Genomic DNA, 15,025 nt, shown 5'->3' on the forward strand with positions numbered 1-15,025 from the left:
CCAACGGCCGGCTCATCCTCTTTTATCGGAATAGCGGAACGGCAAAACAGCGCAAACTCGCGTGCGCTTGGACTGACCGAATCACATCGATTGACTATGCAGAGCACGAAACCTTCCGCCACTTCCACGATCGCGCTTGCCGACGCACTGCGAGAACAATTTGCGGGCGTCGTGTTGCCTATGTGGCGCGGAGCAGGTTTCAACACCTCGCTGAACCTGCCGTACGAAGCGGTCAGCGCTGACGCTCACCGCCCGCTGCCTGCGGTGCGCTATCGGGCGATGGCCTGCGCACGTCAGTTATTCGTGTTCTCGCAGGCGGGCGAAGCCGCTCACGCACAAACGCTATTCGACTCGCTGGTGCATACCTTTCATGACACGCGTCATGGAGGATGGTTCTACAGCGTGGATGCGCAAGGCGCGCCCCTCGACACGACGAAAGATCTCTACACCCATGCGTTCGTGGTCTTCGCGTGCGCGGAATTCGGCCGACGCTCGGGCAATCGTCACGCGCTCGAAACCGTGCATCGCACTTCTGCGTTGATCGAGTCTAAGTTCGCGGCAGACGGCGACCTGTTCAACGCCGCGCTGAGCGCGGACTTCGCCAGTGTTACCGGCACGCCGATCCAGAATCCGCTGATGCATCTCACCGAAGCCTGGCTGGCCGCGCGCGCCGCCACGCGTGACAACGCGTTCGACGCCGCATTGCGCCGCCTCGCGGGCGCAATCGCAGCGCATTTCGTGCATGTGCCGACGGGTTGCGTTGCCGAATTGCCGGTTGGCGCGCGCGACAACCTCCTCGAACCTGGACATCAGTTCGAGTGGTACTGGCTGGTGAAGCAGGCGCCCGAACTGTTCGAGGCCTACGGTCTCAACGACGCGCTGGAGCGCGCGTTCAGCTTCGCGCAGCGCCACGGCGTGGACGCAGAAACGGGCGGCGTGTGCGCATCGCTCGATGAAAACGGCGCGATCAGAGACGCCACCCAGCGCATCTGGGCGCAGACGGAGTATTTGCGGGCATTGGCCAGCCACGGCGACGCCGCCTCGCGCGATGCCTTGCCGCGACAGATTGCGCTTTTCCGGCAACGTTTTTTGCGTCCCGAGGGCTGGTTCGAATGCAAGACACCGGCAGGTGAAGTGGCTCGCGCCGATATGCCCTCCACTACGCCGTACCACCTCGCCACCGCCTACGACGCGCTGCCGCGCTGACCATGCGGTCAGACTCGGTTGCGTGCCGGCTTTTTACCCGTTAATGCGTTATGGCTAAAAAGATCGTAGAGCCCTGGTATCGTCCGCCGCCCGCCGACGAAATCTGCCCACTGTGTGGGCGGCCAATCCCTCCGAGCCAGCGCGATCTGCACCATTGGATACCCAGGACGAAAGGCGGCAAAGAGGTCGCGCCCCTGCACCGGATCTGCCATCGGCAGATTCATGCGCTGTTTTCAGAGGCGGAACTGGCGCAGCGCTTTTCGACAGTCGAGGCGCTGCTTACCGACGAGGCCGTGCGAACGTTCGTTCGCTGGGTTCGTACCAAGCCAGCCGATTTCTACGAACGCACGCGCCGCAGCGCCAGAAAAGGGTGAAGCGTCGATGCCCCGCGCATCACCCAACCGGGCGTTGGCTCGGGCGGTGGGTCAGAATTCTTCGCGCTGCCACGGTCCCCAGTCGGAGTCGGCCGATCTGGATCGCATAAATGTTGCACTATGGCCGGTGGGGGTGTCCGATGCGTCGCCGGGCGGCTTCTGATCGGTAATGTGAAGGGCGAAAGCCTGGTGATTTTCGGTGTCCACGGTGATGCGGCCGACCGGGTCCAGGACGTTTTCCTGAGGAGATTTAGACTCCAATATCGCGAGATAGGGGGTCAAACGACTCCAGAACGACGAAAGTTCTTCCTGCAAATAATGTGTCAATGTTTTTCCTGGAAGCGTAATGCAGGCAGTTTACCCTATCGGTGGGAAAGCCTTTCAAACGCCTCCGCGAGACCGAAAAATGGCCGGACGGGGGAATACCCGAATACTGGTTGATTGGCGTCCATCATAAAGACGTGATACAACTCTCACTTCGCGCCCGATCTCGTGTTGAGAAAGCGGTCGCGAATGCAACACACAACATTTACTGGATCAAAAATGGCAACAGGTACTGTGAAGTGGTTTAACGATGCAAAGGGCTTTGGCTTCATCACGCCGGACGACGGCGGCGAAGACCTGTTCGCGCACTTTTCTGAAGTTCAAGGCAGCGGCTTCAAGTCCCTGCAGGAAAACCAGAAAGTGTCGTTCGAAGTGAAGCAGGGCCCCAAGGGCAAGCAAGCTGCGAACATCACGCCGGCTTAAGTACCAACAGGTACTTTGAAGCGCACTTAGGCGTTCGCGTCTGAATGCAAAATGGCCCGCTCACGCGGGCCATTTTATTTGGCGATGCCTTATTTCCAGGCAACGTCGCGGCTTAAACGGCGCGCATTTCCGCCAGCGCGAAATCCGGGTGGTGCGCCGGCATTTCGTCAAAATGTTGCGCGCGCAACACAGATTCCGAAATTTCGAACACAGAAACTGCCTGCTTCAATTGCTGCGTCTGCTGATGCAGCGAAGAAGCCGCTGCGGCAGCTTCCTCGACGAGTGCAGCGTTCTGTTGCGTCATCTCGTCCATCTGAACGACTGCCTGATTGACCTGCTCGATGCCCGTGCTCTGCTCCAGCGACGACGCACTGATCTCGGCCATCATCTGCGTCACGCGTGAGATGGAAGCGGACACGTTGCTCATCGCTTCGCCTGCATGCTCGACGAGCGTCGAGCCGCCCTGAATCTCGGCGACCGATTCGCTGATCAGCGTCTTGATCTCCTTCGCCGACTGCGCGCTGCGTTGCGCGAGGCCGCGCACTTCGCCTGCCACCACGGCGAAGCCGCGGCCCTGCTCGCCCGCCCGAGCCGCTTCCACTGCCGCGTTCAGCGCGAGAATATTGGTCTGGAATGCAATGCCGTCGATGACCGAAATGATTTCGGCGATCTTGTCCGAGCTTTGCGCAATGCCACGCATCTTCTCCACCACCTCGTTGACCACTTCGCTGCCGCGCGACGTTGCGTTGAGCGCAGTCTCGGCAAGTGCGTTGGCCTCGCGCGCATGCTCGGCGTTCTGCCGCACGGTCGCGGTCAGTTCTTCCATGCTCGACGCGGTTTCTTCGAGCGACGCCGCCTGATTCTCCGTACGCGCCGACAGATCGGCGTTGCCGGTCGCAATCTCGTTCGCGCCGAGGTGAATCGAGTCGGCGGATTCGCGCACGGTTTTCACGGTGCGCGCGACGCTCGCCTGCATTTTCGCGAGTCCTGAGAACAGGCGGCCAATTTCGTTCGTGCCACGATCGGTGATCGGCTGGTCGAGGCGGCCCTGAGCGATGCGGTCGAAATGACGTCCGACCTCCTCCAGCGGCGCCACGACGCCACGGCGAAGCGCAGCGTACACGCCGACCGTGCCCGCAATCAGCACCACCAGAATAGCGACGCTGACCGCGCGGAATGCGCTCATGCGGGCGTCGATCGAATCGAGCGACGCGCGGCTTGCGGCGTCGCCAAATTGCACGAAGTTGCGCGACTCGCCGAGGTAAGCGTCCTGCAACGATTGGGTCGGCTGATCGAGGAACGCCTGAATGTTGTTCGCGTCGAGGTACTGCGCGAGTTCGGCGAGCGCGTCGTGCAGCTTCTTGTAACGCTCGGCCAATGCATTGGCGCGGGCGTTGTTTTCGTCGCTGGTCTTCTGCGCATTCATGAACGCAGCGAACGATTGATCGGCCGCCGTGATCTGTTCACGCGCATGCTGAACGATGTCCGCTGGCTCCGCGCCGCCGCGCACCATGCGCGTACCGGCGCGCGAGAGGTTGATGCGTGCATCCATCAGATGCTGGGTCGTTTCGTTGACCGCGTCCACCTGCTTCAACGCAATATTCGACAGATCGCCGACGTCGTCATGTGTACGCGTGAGCGACCAGAACCCCAAGCCCACCGTGACGACCTGAAAAACGCAAAACGCGACCAGAACACACAACAGGCCAGATGCGACCTTGATCTTGCTGAACATCGTGAATCACCTGAGAGCAAAGAATGACGGGACCTACGCCTAGGGTTAACGGCAATCGGCAATTTTGCTTGAGGTCAATGGCGGTGAGGATCCGCGCGGACGCGCCTTTCATCGGCCAACGTCGCGATTCACGTCATTCGGCGCAACAATGCCAAAGAGATATTTCTGATTCACCTTGACGGCGTCTATAGGCGCTTCCTAGAGTGGGTAGGGACTGCACAACGCACGTCAGTGCGTATCCCACTGCGGGCCCTGCCCGAAGGAAACACGATGACCGACCTTCTCGACCGGGCTCGCGGCGCATTGCATGCCCAGCCATTCAGCATGCTGCTAGGCGCCGAGTTGATGCACACGGGCACCCATGAACTGACGCTCAGCCTGCCGATTCGCGACGACCTGCGGCAACAGCATGGCTTCGTGCATGGCGGCGTCATCAGCTATCTCGTGGACAACGCGCTGACGTTCGCGGGCGCGCTCTCGCTGGGTCCGAAGGTCGTGACGGGCGAGTACAAGATCAACTACTTGCGCCCGGCGATAAACGGCACGCTGATCGCGCGTGCGAAAGTGGTGTACGCAGGGCGCCATCAGGCGACCTGCCAGTGCAACGTGTATGTGATGGATGGCGACCGTGAAAAGCTGGTAGCCGTGGCGCAAGGCACGGTGAACCGAATCGGCGACACCGGCGCGCACGAGCCGGCGGGCTGATCGCACAGCCCGCCGTTCCTGCAGCGAATTATTCTGCCGCGTAAGTTTTCTGCGTCTGCTCGCCGAGGCCTTCGATGCCGAGGCGCACCGTCTGCCCCGGTTTCAGATAGACCGCTTCCGGCTTCACGCCCATGCCCACGCCCGGCGGCGTGCCGGTCGAGATCACGTCGCCCGGTTGCAGGCTCATGCACTGCGATACATAGGAGACCAGCTTCGCGACGCCGAACACCATCGTCTTCGTGCTGCCGTTCTGATAACGGTGGCCGTCCACTTCGAGCCACAGGCTCAGATTCTGCGGATCGGCCACTTCGTCGCGCGTGACCACCCACGGGCCGATCGGGCCGAACGTGTCGAAGCCCTTGCCCTTGTCCCACGTACCGCCGCGCTCAATCTGCCATTCGCGTTCCGAGACGTCGTTGATCACGCAATAGCCGGCGACGTAATCGAGCGCGTTGGCTTCGTCCACGTACTTGGCAGGCTTGCCGATCACGACGCCCAGTTCCACTTCCCAGTCGGTCTTCTTCGAACCACGCGGAATTTCGATGTCGTCATTCGGGCCGATGATCGCGCTCGTCCACTTGTTGAAGATGACCGGTTCGGTCGGCACCGGCAGGTTCGATTCCGCCGCGTGGTCCGCGTAGTTCAGGCCGATACAGATGAACTTGCCGATCTTGCCCACACACGGTCCCATGCGCGGATTGCCTTCCACGACCGGCAGCGAGGCCGGGTCGAGCGCGCGCAGTCTGGCGAGGCCCGCATCGGTCAGCGCGGCGCCGTCGATATCGTCGATCACGCCAGACAGATCGCGAATCTTGCCTTGCGCGTCGAGCAAACCTGGCTTTTCCTGGCCCTTCGGGCCATAACGAAGCAGTTTCATCTGGCACTTCCTTATCAGTGGTGTTCGATTCGTTGATGGGCGGCGGTCAGTTCGACCAGCCACCGTCGATCACGTGCGCGTGACCCGTGGTGAACGACGACTCGTCGGAAGCGAGATACAGCGCCAACGCGGCGATCTCTTCCGGCTTGCCGATGCGGCCCATTGGCTGACGCGCAACAAAGGCCGCCTGCACGGCTTCGAGCGATGCGCCCTGCGCCTCGGCCTGCGCGACGATCCGCTGTTCGAGCGAGGGCGAGTGCACCGTGCCCGGGCAGATCGCGTTACAGCGTACACCACGCGTGATGTAATCCGCAGCGACGGACTTGGTCAAGCCGATCACAGCCGCCTTCGACGCGCTATAGGCGAAGCGGTTCGGCACCCCCTTCACGCTCGACGCCGCCGACGACATGTTGATGATCGAGCCGCCTCCGCGCTCCAGCATGGCCGGCAAAAACGCGCGGATCATGCGGTACATCGCCTTTGCGTTCAGGTCGAACGCGAAGTCCCAATCTTCCTCGCTGCATTCGAGAATCGTGCCGGCGTGCACATAGCCCGCGCAATTGAACAGCACGTCGACGGCGCCTATTTCAGCGGCCAGCGCCTTGATGGCTTCGCCGTCGAGCACGTCGAGCTTGCGCGCCTCGACCGGCTTGCCGGCCAGGCCGTCGAGGCGAATATCCGTCGCGATCACGCGCGCGCCTTCGCGCGCGAACATCTCCGCGGTGGCGAGCCCGATACCTTGTCCCGCTGCGGTGATCAGTGCCGTCTTGCCGGCCAGTCTTTGTGTCATCTGCGACTCCAGGTGAAAAGGCTTCGAATCGTCAAAAGTGAGCGGCTATTCTCCCAGCCTGTAGAACGCGACGGCGTTGCCGCCGAACACCGCATCGCGCTCGGCCTCGTCCAACGACGCGAGCAGCGACTCTGCCGTCGAATGCCACTGCGCGTAATCGCCGTTCAGATTGAGTACGGGCCAGTCGCTGCCCCACATCAGGCGCGTAGGACCGAACGTCGCGAGAAGATGCTCGACATACGGCCGCAGCGTTTCCTCGCTCCAGCCCGGCGCCGCTTCGGTGGCGAGACCCGACAGCTTGCACTGCACGTTCGGTAACTGCGCGAGCCGTGTGATCGCGTCGGCCCAGCTTTGCCAGCCAGCGCGGCCATCCCGGACCGGCGGCTTCGCGCCGTGGTCGATCACCATGCGCAGCGCGGGAAAGCGCTTTGCCAAGGTTTCGACATGCTCGGCGTGACGCGCATAGATCAGCGCGTCGAACGCAAGGTCGTGCGCGATCAGGGATTCGATCGCAGGCGTGAGATCGGGGTTCGCGATCCACGTGTCGTCGGGCAGATCCTGCAACATGGGCCGCACGCCCTTGAACTTCGGATCGTGTGCAAACGCCTCAATCAATGCCGGCGCGGTGGGCAACAGCAACGGCACCCAGCCGACCACTCCCGCGATCGACGTCTCGCTACGCGCGAGATCGAGCAGATAACGCGTTTCGTCGATGGTGGGCGCGGCCTGCACGACGACTGTTCGCCCGATGCCCGCCTGCTCGCGCAACGGCTTGAGATCGGCCGGCGCGAACGGCCGGTACAGCGTCTTCAAGTCCGGAGTAAGCCACTCGTAGTCGCCCCGCGCGGGGTCCCAGTAATGCTGGTGAGCGTCGATGGACATCGTCGAATCAATCCTCTGGCGCGGGCGCACGCGGGTCGAGCAAGCCCTGTTCGCGCAACGCGGACCACAGGCCCGCCGGAATCGGCTGTTCGAACGACGCCGCGTTTTCACGCAATTCGTCGGCACTGCGCGCGCCGGTCAGCACGGTGGCGACCGCCGGATGCGCATACGGAAACTGCAAGGCGGCGGCCGCGAGCGGCACGCCAAACGAACGGCACACCGCCTCCAGCCGTGCAACGCGCTCGATCACCTCGCGCGGCGCATCGCCGTAATTGAATTTCAGATCGCCCTCGACGCCGCGCGCCAGAATGCCCGAATTAAACGCGCCGCCTAACAGGATGCTGACGCCGCGCTGCTCGCAGGCCGGCAACAGGTCCTCCAGCGTGGTCTGTTCGAGCAGCGTATAACGCCCCGCGAGCAACGCGCAATCGATATCGAACTCGGCCAGCGCATCGAGGATGACCGCGCCTTCATTGACGCCAAGCCCCACCGCTTTCACCGCGCCGGTGGCGCGCAACCTGTCGAGTGCGCGAAAACCGCCGCCTTCGGTCAACTGCTGCCAGTAGTGTCCGTTGTGCTCGCCATGCGTGACGCGGCCAATGTCGTGTACCAGCAGGATGTCGATCTGGACAATGCCCAGCCGCTGCTGGCTGTCTTCGAACGAACGCAGAATGCCGTCGTGCGTGTAGTCGTAGATCGCCTCGAAAGGGAGTGGGTTTTGCCAGCCTTCCCTGTCGTCGAGCGGCGTGGTGCGCGGCACGAATCGACGCCCCACTTTCGTGGACAGCACGTAGTCGGCACGGGGATAGCGGCGCAATACGTCGCCCAGCCGATGTTCGGCTTTGGTATTGCCATAGTGCGGCGCGGTGTCGAAGTAGCGCACGCCGGCGTTCCACGCTGCGGCGACGGTTGCGTGGGCTTCCTCGTCGGAAAGATCGCGGTACAAGCCGCCTAACGGCGCCGTGCCAAGGCCCAGGCCGGTCACTTTCAGGCCGGTGCGGCCAATCTCGCGCAGCCGCGTGATCTTCGAGCCGGTAGTTGCCGTCATCGGGCGCGTCTCCTGTTGTAATGATGGTGTGGCGGTAAGCAAGCGCGACTGAGGTTACGCGCGCTCGCGCCGTTCAATGCGGCTCAATTGCCACCACACGGTGCATCTGACCCGTGCTTGGCGAAACCGGCAAACACGCCGGTCCGACCGGCTCGAACGTCTTGTAAGTCAGAATGAATTCCTGATGTCCGAGCGTTTCCGACTTCGACGCCGCGCCGAGCGACACGGCCACGGTCTGCTCGAATACTTCGCGACCCACTTCGTCGAGCGTACCGCGGCCTTCGAGAATGCGGCCCGCGTCCACGTCCATGTCGCCGGAAAGATTGCGATACGTGGCCGGATTTGCGCAAATCTTGATCACCGGCGAGATCGCCGAGCCGACCACCGAGCCGCGTCCCGTCGTGAACAGGATCACGTGCGCGCCGCACGCGATCAACTCGCCGATTTCGGCGTTGTCGCTGATATTCGGAAAGCCGAAGCGCGGCTCGCCGTCGGGCACGACGTCGAGCAGGTAAAGACCGCCGGTGGGCGGCACATCGCCGGGTTTGACGATGCCGACAATCGGTGACGCGCCACTCTTCGCATACGCGCCGAGCGACTTTTCCTCCAGCGTGGTGAGGCCGCCGTCCGCGTTGCCGACCGCAAAACTGCCGTGACCGAGAATCGAGTAGTAGCGCGCCGCCTTGGCCACGCATGCGACGATTTCCTCGCCCAACTCCGGTCGCGCCGCGCGGGTCTTCATATGAAACTCGCAGCCCACCAGTTCGCCCGTTTCCTCGAAGATGCACGTGGCGCCCGCGTCGATCAGATGATCGAACGCACGGCCAACGGCGGGATTGGCGGTAATGCCGCTCGTGCCGTCCGAGCCGCCGCAGATCGTGCCCACCACCAGTTCGCTCAGCGCCATCGGCACCCGTTGCTGCGCGGCGAGTTGTCCGCGCACGCCGCGAATCCAGTCCACGCCGTATTGGATCGTGCTGCGCGTGCCGCCCTTCTCCTGAATCGTCAGCACTTCGACGGGACGGCCGCTTGCGCGCACCACATCGACGAGATAGTGCTTGTTCATACTCTCGCAACCGAGCGACACGAACAGCACGGCCCCCACGTTGGGATGCGTGGTCAGCCGCTCCAGCATCTTTTCCGCGTAGCCGTTCGGATAGCAGCCCGGAAAGCCGATCAGATGAACCGGCGGGTCGCGCTCGGCGGACGGGTCGTCGAACGCGTCGAGCGGCTCGCGAAACTGCGTGACGATTTCACGCGCGACGTGGTGCGCGCATTCGACCAGATAGGCGACCGCGACTACATTGCGGATACCCTTGCGGCCGTCGCTGCGCAGATAACCTTGCAGCATGGGTGGCGAGGCGGCGGCAGATGCTACGGAAGTGTCAGTCATGATCGTTCCAGCGCAGCGCATGGCCGCGTGATAGTGAGCGCATCAGTGATGGATGAACTCATGGCCCGCGTCGTGCGTATAGGTGGGCAGGTAGTCGCTTTCGAGGTTATGCGTGTGCAGATGCTCGCCGCGCGCCACCGCGCCGGTCACATGACCGATCACGGCGCCATAGCGCAGCACTTTGTCGTCTTTCGCAAGCTGCCGGCGCGCGAGTTTATGACCCAGGTCGATGGTCCTCGCGAGCGTCACGATCTCGCCTTCAATCTCGATCTGCGTGCCCGCGTCGAGGCGTGCTGCCGCGATCAGACAGTTGTCGGCGGGACTGAGCAGTATGAGTCGCGGATCAGTGGACAACAAGGGGCTGGTCAAATGGGTTCTCCGTGAAGCTGCGGTTTGGTTCCGGCCTTCGCCACTCGCAAGACGCACCACCCTCAGCGAGCCGAGAATGATCGCGCCGTAGATCGCCCGAATCCCGAATGACGGCACGCGCACCAGCGTCAGCAGGTTCTGTACGACGCCAGGCAACAATACGCCGGAGCGTACGCCGAGCCGGTGGGAATGCAACACAAGCGCGGCAATCGCAAACGCCGCGGCCGCGAGCTACACCGAAAGCGGCGGTGAGAGCACGTTCGTGGCTGCAAGCGAGGAAAACGACGGTGGCATATCGAGCGATGTGCCGCCTCTGCGGGCCGACCACGATGCCTTGCACGCCGAAGTTCAGGCGGCGGCCGCCGCGACGGCAAAGGACGAACTGCGCAACAGGCGGATGGCCGCTTGCGGCCCGCTCGCGAGCGATAGGGTTGTCTCCTGACTGCTTATCAATGTGGGAACTGCGTGAACCGGAACATGCGTCCTGCGCTGGTTACCAGTCATGGTGGTCATTCATTCACCAATGAACGTATTATTCATATACGGACTTTTCGAAGTCAAGGGATGTGCACTGCACCAAGCGTCCGTGTTTTCCCTAGGCGGCCGTCGCCTGTTAGGAGATTCGCGACGCACTTACGCTCGTGCACCAGATAATGAGAAGAACTTACGTACACTCGCTTGCAATGGACGCAGAAGACAAAGACGACGCCGACCGATACCGCGCTCCCGCGCTCGATAAAGGTCTCGATATCCTCGAACTGCTCGCCGAGCAGAAAGAAGGGCTTACGCGCGCCGAAATCACCAAGCTGCTGGGACGCAACGCGAGCGAGATGTACCGGATGCTCGAACGGCTGGTCGCACGGCAGTACGTGGTGCGCTCGGCCGGCGGCGATCGCTATTCGCTGAGTCTGAAGCTATATGCACTCGCGCATCGTCATCCGCCGATGAACCGGCTGATCTCCGAAGCGCTGCCGCTCATGCAGCGCTTTGCCGATGCTGCGGAGCAATCGTGTCACCTCGTTGTCTACGACCGTGGCAATCTGCTGGTCATCGCGCAAGTGGATGGACCCGGCACGTGGGGCATGTCGGTGCGGCTAGGCTCGCGCGTCGGTTTGATCGACACGGGTTCGGGCCGCGTGATGCTCGCGCTTCAAAGCGTCGAACAACGCGAACAGATGCTGGCCGAACATACGAAGGTAAAAGGCGAGGTGACGATCGATCGCGACGCTCTGGAAAACGCTTGCGAACGGATCCGGCTCGCCGGGTTTTCGCAGAAGGACAGTCAGCAGACGTTCGGCGTGACCGACGTGACGTTTCCGATTCTGGGCCCCTCCGGCCAGGCCATTGCCGCGCTCACCTGCCCGTATTTGCGGCGCATCGACGAATACGTTGCGCCGACGCTGGAAGCAGCCACGTCGCTACTGCGCGAGACGGTACAGGCGCTGTCCATGTTCCGCGAACGCGCGGCCTGATTTTCAGGCTTGCAGAGCGCAACGAACCGTCACGAGCCGTCACGAGCCGTCACGAGCTGTCGCGGGCTATCACGGGCCGCACGCACGATCGGCCGTCAGCCGTTTTCGCACATGGTTTAGAATGGCGACCCTCTCAAAAATCACGCCGCATGAGACCCCTTGTGCGCGCTCATCGACTAGCAATGGCGAAACTTCTGACCGATTCCGAATTCCAGCGTTTCTCTGAACTTCAGCAGAAGCAGTCGAGCTTCACGATCACGCCCGAGGAAGCCGACGAACTGCGCGATCTCGTCGCTCACGCGCAAAAGCGCCGTGACGATCGCGCAGCGGCGATGCAAAGCATCGAGACTTTCATCCGGCAATTCGACATCAGCCCGGACGAACTCTTTTCGCCGGAACAGATCGGCGAAGCGGCCCGCACCTATGGGCTGATCCCGGCCGCGAAGAAGGAACGCGTTCTGCCGCCGCAGTTCACGTACAACGGCAAGCCGTATCAGTGGACCTCGCGTGCGCTGCCGGACGACATCCGCGTGCCGCTTTTCGACGCGTTCAAGGCGGGTGAATCGGTGAAGTCGTTCATCGCCACAGCGAAGGATGCAACCCGCTGTGCGGCGACCATCGCGCGTCTGGAACGTGAGACCGGCGCGGTGTATGCGGATGCGTGGCTGGAAGAGCTGTCGGTGACGCGGGCACAGGTCAATGACGCGGCGGGGAAGCTGGCCGCTTGAGCGTTCGCTACGCGCTCGCAGGCTGAGCGGCTTCAGGCGCGGGCCCGTCCAGCGCCAGTCTGAAGCCCACCACCGCCGGGTCTTCGGTTTGCGTGATCGTGAAACCGAAGGCCCTCGCGAGCGAAATCATCGGCGTGTTTTCGCGCAACGCTTCGCCAACGAGCCAATGGATGCCGCGCGCTTTCGCATACCGGATGATCCTGTCCATCAATAGCCGGCCCAGCCGCCGGCCTTTCTGATCGGAACGCACCGCAACCGCAAACTCGGCCGTCTCGTTGTCGGGATCGGCAACGGCGCGCACCACGCCGAGTGTCCGTTCGAACCCTTCGCTGTGGACGGTAGCGATCAGCGCCATTTCGCGGTCATAGTCGATCTGGGTCATGCGCGCCAGTTGCGAATGGTCGAAACTGCCCACCGTGCCGAAAAAGCGCAGCCGTAAATCCTCCGGCGTCATCGCCTCGACAAAATCGTGGTGGGCGGCTTCGTCTTCCGGACGGATCGGCCGCACCGTGACGCGTAACCCCTGCCAGTCCAATGTTTCCTCGAAGCGGCGCGGATAAGGCACGATCGCGAGGCGGCTGCGCCTCGCAGCAATGCTGAGCACCGGGTCCACTACCGCGACGTGATCGCGGTACACGCTCAGCGTCAACGACAGCCCGACGATCTCCTTCACATCGCACACCGCTTGCGATAGCGCCGTAAGGGCGGCCAACGCAGGCTCCGGCGCAACGAGCCGCGCGTACGGTGAACGCGTGACGATGTCGCGCGCAAGCACGGGGTTCAGCGGTGGCAGCCCATACACGCGCAACGGCTCGGAAACCCCGTCCGACGATGGCGCCGTGAAGCGGAACACCGGGCCGAAATTGTCGTCGTCGTGGAGGTCGACGGCGATGCCGACGATCGGCTTTGTCTCCGGCACGGCTTGCTCGCACGCGCCGGTCTTCCCGACTTGGTGCGCAACTGTGTCGCCGCTGCTCGCTGTGCCCTCTTCCGCGCCTTTGGCCACGTTCGTCTCGGCGACCTTGGCCGCCCGCCGCTCGGCAAAACCGGAAGGCGCCGAGTCTGCCGGCCGGCGTTCGACCTGGAGCCCAAACCGCGACAGCAACCGCGCCGCTGCGTCGCCGGTTAGCTGGTGCTCACCTGCCGCGAGCGCCTCGCGGGCCTGCGCCTGCGCGGCGTCGATCGCTTCCGGCACTTGTGCCGGCAGACCTTCCGGCGTCTGCATCAGCAATTCGCGCCCCATCCGATAATCGACGAGACGGGCGAACGCGCGGGCGAGCCGCTGCGGCGTGGTATGCACCGGAATGCCTTGTGCGTGCAGCGCGTCGCGCGTGGCGGAATCCACGCCGCCGAAAAAGCATGCAAGCAGTCCGCGATACGCAACGCCCTGACTGGCGATCAGCGCCCGCGCGACTTCGCCGACCGGCGCGCTGTGCGTCGATGCATGCACGACGAACGCCGTGCCTGTGCTGCGATGGTCGGCGAGCAGTTTGAGCGCCGTGCCGAAGTGTTCGGGCCGCGCGTCGTCGCCAAGCTGCAACGGATTGCCGCCGACCGCGTGCGGCAGCACCGCTCGCAATGCACCCGACGCCTCGGGCGGCCACGTCGCCAACGTGTCGCCCGCCGCGGCGAACGCGTCACGGGCAAGCGTGGCGAGGCCGCGGTCGCTCGTAATGAGCGTCGCACTGGCGCCCGCCGCTACGCGGCCCACGCCGAGCGTTTCGATTTCGTCGAGCAGATCGTCGAGCGAGTCCACGCGCACCATGCCCGCGCGCCGGAACGCGGCGGTGTAAAGCGGGTCGGCGGGATCGGCACGTCCCGAGCGCAGCGCCAGTACCGGCTTGTTACGCGCCGCCGCACGAGCCGCCGACATGAACTTGCGGGCAGCCCGCACCGTCTCCAGTTCGAGCAGGATCGCGCGCGTGCCGGGGTCGCTCGCCAGATAATCGAGCACGTCGCCGGCGTCGACGTCCGCTTCGCCGCCGAGCGCGACTGCATGCGAGAAACCCAGCCCACGTGCGCGCGCCCAGCCGAGCACGGCGTTCGTCAACGCGTTCGACTGCGACACCCAGGCCACGCCGCCCGCCTTCACCGTGCACGAAGGTGCGCCGAGTTGCGCGTGCAGCGCCGGCGACACCACGCCGAGACTGCCCGGTCCGACGATTCTCAGCAGGTGTGGCCGCGCCGCCGAAAGCGCGTGGCGCAGCGCGAGCCGATCGTCATCGCTGCGCGCTTCGCCGACGATGATCGCCGCGCGCGTGCCCAACCCGCCGAGCTGATGGATGATGCCGGGCCACGTGTCGGGCGGCGTGCAGATCAGCGCGACGCTGGGCGGCTCGGGCAGATCGCCCGCGTTGTGAATCACGGGGCGGCCGTCGAGCGTCTCGTATTTCGGATTGACCGGCCATAGCGGCCCCTGGAAGCCGCCTTCCAGCACGCGCGCCCACACCATCGCGCCGATGCTGCCCGCACGCGCTGACGCGCCGATCACAGCGACGGACTTGGGGCGAAACACGGCGTCGAGATTGCGAACGGTCACAGGCGCTCCGTGAATGGACGACGCGGCGGCAGATGGCACGCGCCTTCGTCAGAATAGGCGAAGTCGCGGGATGGCGCTTTGGGTCGTCGTCATGGCGCGCACCCAAACACGTTCAGGCGTTTGCGGGATGGATGCGGGGGGGGGATTGAAGCGGGATTGA

The 15,025-nt window shown here is 63.6% G+C and carries 15 protein-coding genes and 1 pseudogene; 6 read left to right on the forward strand and 10 right to left on the reverse strand.

What is annotated here, in order from left to right; genetic code table 11:
* Positions 1 to 96: 96 nt before the first annotated feature.
* Entirely contained in the window at positions 97 to 1,206 is a 1,110-nt protein-coding gene (locus AAGS40_RS24370; RefSeq protein ID WP_345815576.1) for an AGE family epimerase/isomerase, read from the forward strand.
* 50 nt (positions 1,207 to 1,256) lie between these two features.
* A complete protein-coding gene (locus AAGS40_RS24375; protein WP_345815577.1) occupies positions 1,257 to 1,580 on the forward strand; it encodes an HNH endonuclease signature motif containing protein in 324 nt (107 codons plus the stop codon).
* Between the two features lie 51 nt (positions 1,581 to 1,631).
* On the opposite strand, the gene AAGS40_RS24380 is transcribed toward AAGS40_RS24375, so the two are convergent.
* Positions 1,632 to 1,862 carry a hypothetical protein gene (locus AAGS40_RS24380; protein WP_345815578.1) on the reverse strand — a complete coding sequence of 77 codons (231 nt, stop codon included), beginning with the start codon at positions 1,860 to 1,862 and terminating at the stop codon, positions 1,632 to 1,634.
* Between the two features lie 261 nt (positions 1,863 to 2,123).
* Here AAGS40_RS24380 and AAGS40_RS24385 point away from each other — a divergent pair, with 261 nt between their 5' ends.
* Positions 2,124 to 2,327, forward strand: a complete 204-nt coding sequence (locus tag AAGS40_RS24385; protein ID WP_006047528.1) for a cold-shock protein — start codon at positions 2,124 to 2,126, stop codon at positions 2,325 to 2,327.
* A 112-nt stretch (positions 2,328 to 2,439) separates the two neighbouring features.
* Here the strand turns inward: AAGS40_RS24385 and AAGS40_RS24390 are convergent, their stop codons facing one another.
* Entirely contained in the window at positions 2,440 to 4,062 is a 1,623-nt protein-coding gene (locus AAGS40_RS24390) for a methyl-accepting chemotaxis protein (protein ID WP_345815580.1), read from the reverse strand.
* 270 nt (positions 4,063 to 4,332) lie between these two features.
* On the opposite strand from AAGS40_RS24390, the gene AAGS40_RS24395 reads away from it, so the two are divergent.
* Positions 4,333 to 4,767, forward strand: coding sequence for a PaaI family thioesterase (locus AAGS40_RS24395; protein ID WP_345815581.1), 435 nt, complete (start codon positions 4,333 to 4,335; stop codon positions 4,765 to 4,767).
* Positions 4,768 to 4,795: 28 nt separating this feature from the next.
* On the opposite strand, the gene AAGS40_RS24400 is transcribed toward AAGS40_RS24395, so the two are convergent.
* The 7 genes and pseudogenes from AAGS40_RS24400 to AAGS40_RS24430 form a co-directional block, all read right to left on the reverse strand.
* Entirely contained in the window at positions 4,796 to 5,644 is an 849-nt protein-coding gene (locus tag AAGS40_RS24400) for an ureidoglycolate lyase (RefSeq protein ID WP_345815582.1), read from the reverse strand.
* A gap of 46 nt (positions 5,645 to 5,690) precedes the next feature.
* On the reverse strand, positions 5,691 to 6,434 hold the full coding sequence (locus AAGS40_RS24405; protein ID WP_345815583.1) for an SDR family oxidoreductase: 744 nt from the start codon (positions 6,432 to 6,434) through the stop codon (positions 5,691 to 5,693).
* Positions 6,435 to 6,479: 45 nt separating this feature from the next.
* On the reverse strand, positions 6,480 to 7,316 hold the full coding sequence (locus AAGS40_RS24410) for an amidohydrolase family protein (RefSeq protein ID WP_345815585.1): 837 nt from the start codon (positions 7,314 to 7,316) through the stop codon (positions 6,480 to 6,482).
* Between the two features lie 7 nt (positions 7,317 to 7,323).
* Complete coding sequence (locus AAGS40_RS24415; protein ID WP_345815587.1) at positions 7,324 to 8,364, reverse strand: aldo/keto reductase; 1,041 nt, start codon at positions 8,362 to 8,364, stop codon at positions 7,324 to 7,326.
* Positions 8,365 to 8,437: 73 nt separating this feature from the next.
* Positions 8,438 to 9,757, reverse strand: coding sequence for a UxaA family hydrolase (locus AAGS40_RS24420; RefSeq protein WP_345815588.1), 1,320 nt, complete (start codon positions 9,755 to 9,757; stop codon positions 8,438 to 8,440).
* 42 nt (positions 9,758 to 9,799) lie between these two features.
* Positions 9,800 to 10,126 carry a UxaA family hydrolase gene (locus AAGS40_RS24425; protein ID WP_345816560.1) on the reverse strand — a complete coding sequence of 109 codons (327 nt, stop codon included), beginning with the start codon at positions 10,124 to 10,126 and terminating at the stop codon, positions 9,800 to 9,802.
* A gap of 33 nt (positions 10,127 to 10,159) precedes the next feature.
* A pseudogene (locus AAGS40_RS24430) lies at positions 10,160 to 10,447 on the reverse strand (hypothetical protein); the annotation flags it as partial.
* Between the two features lie 362 nt (positions 10,448 to 10,809).
* Between AAGS40_RS24430 and AAGS40_RS24435 the strand changes: the two are divergent.
* Positions 10,810 to 11,598: an IclR family transcriptional regulator gene (locus AAGS40_RS24435; RefSeq protein WP_345816562.1), complete on the forward strand. Its 789-nt coding sequence runs from the start codon at positions 10,810 to 10,812 to the stop codon at positions 11,596 to 11,598.
* Between the two features lie 182 nt (positions 11,599 to 11,780).
* Complete coding sequence (locus AAGS40_RS24440) at positions 11,781 to 12,326, forward strand: hypothetical protein (RefSeq protein ID WP_345815589.1); 546 nt, start codon at positions 11,781 to 11,783, stop codon at positions 12,324 to 12,326.
* A gap of 7 nt (positions 12,327 to 12,333) precedes the next feature.
* On the opposite strand, the gene AAGS40_RS24445 is transcribed toward AAGS40_RS24440, so the two are convergent.
* The gene (locus AAGS40_RS24445; protein ID WP_345815590.1) at positions 12,334 to 14,865 is read right to left on the reverse strand and encodes a GNAT family N-acetyltransferase; all 2,532 of its coding nucleotides are present in this window, start codon (positions 14,863 to 14,865) and stop codon (positions 12,334 to 12,336) included.
* Positions 14,866 to 15,025 lie beyond the last annotated feature (160 nt).

Source organism: Paraburkholderia sp. PREW-6R, assembly GCF_039621805.1.
GTDB lineage: Bacteria > Pseudomonadota > Gammaproteobacteria > Burkholderiales > Burkholderiaceae > Paraburkholderia.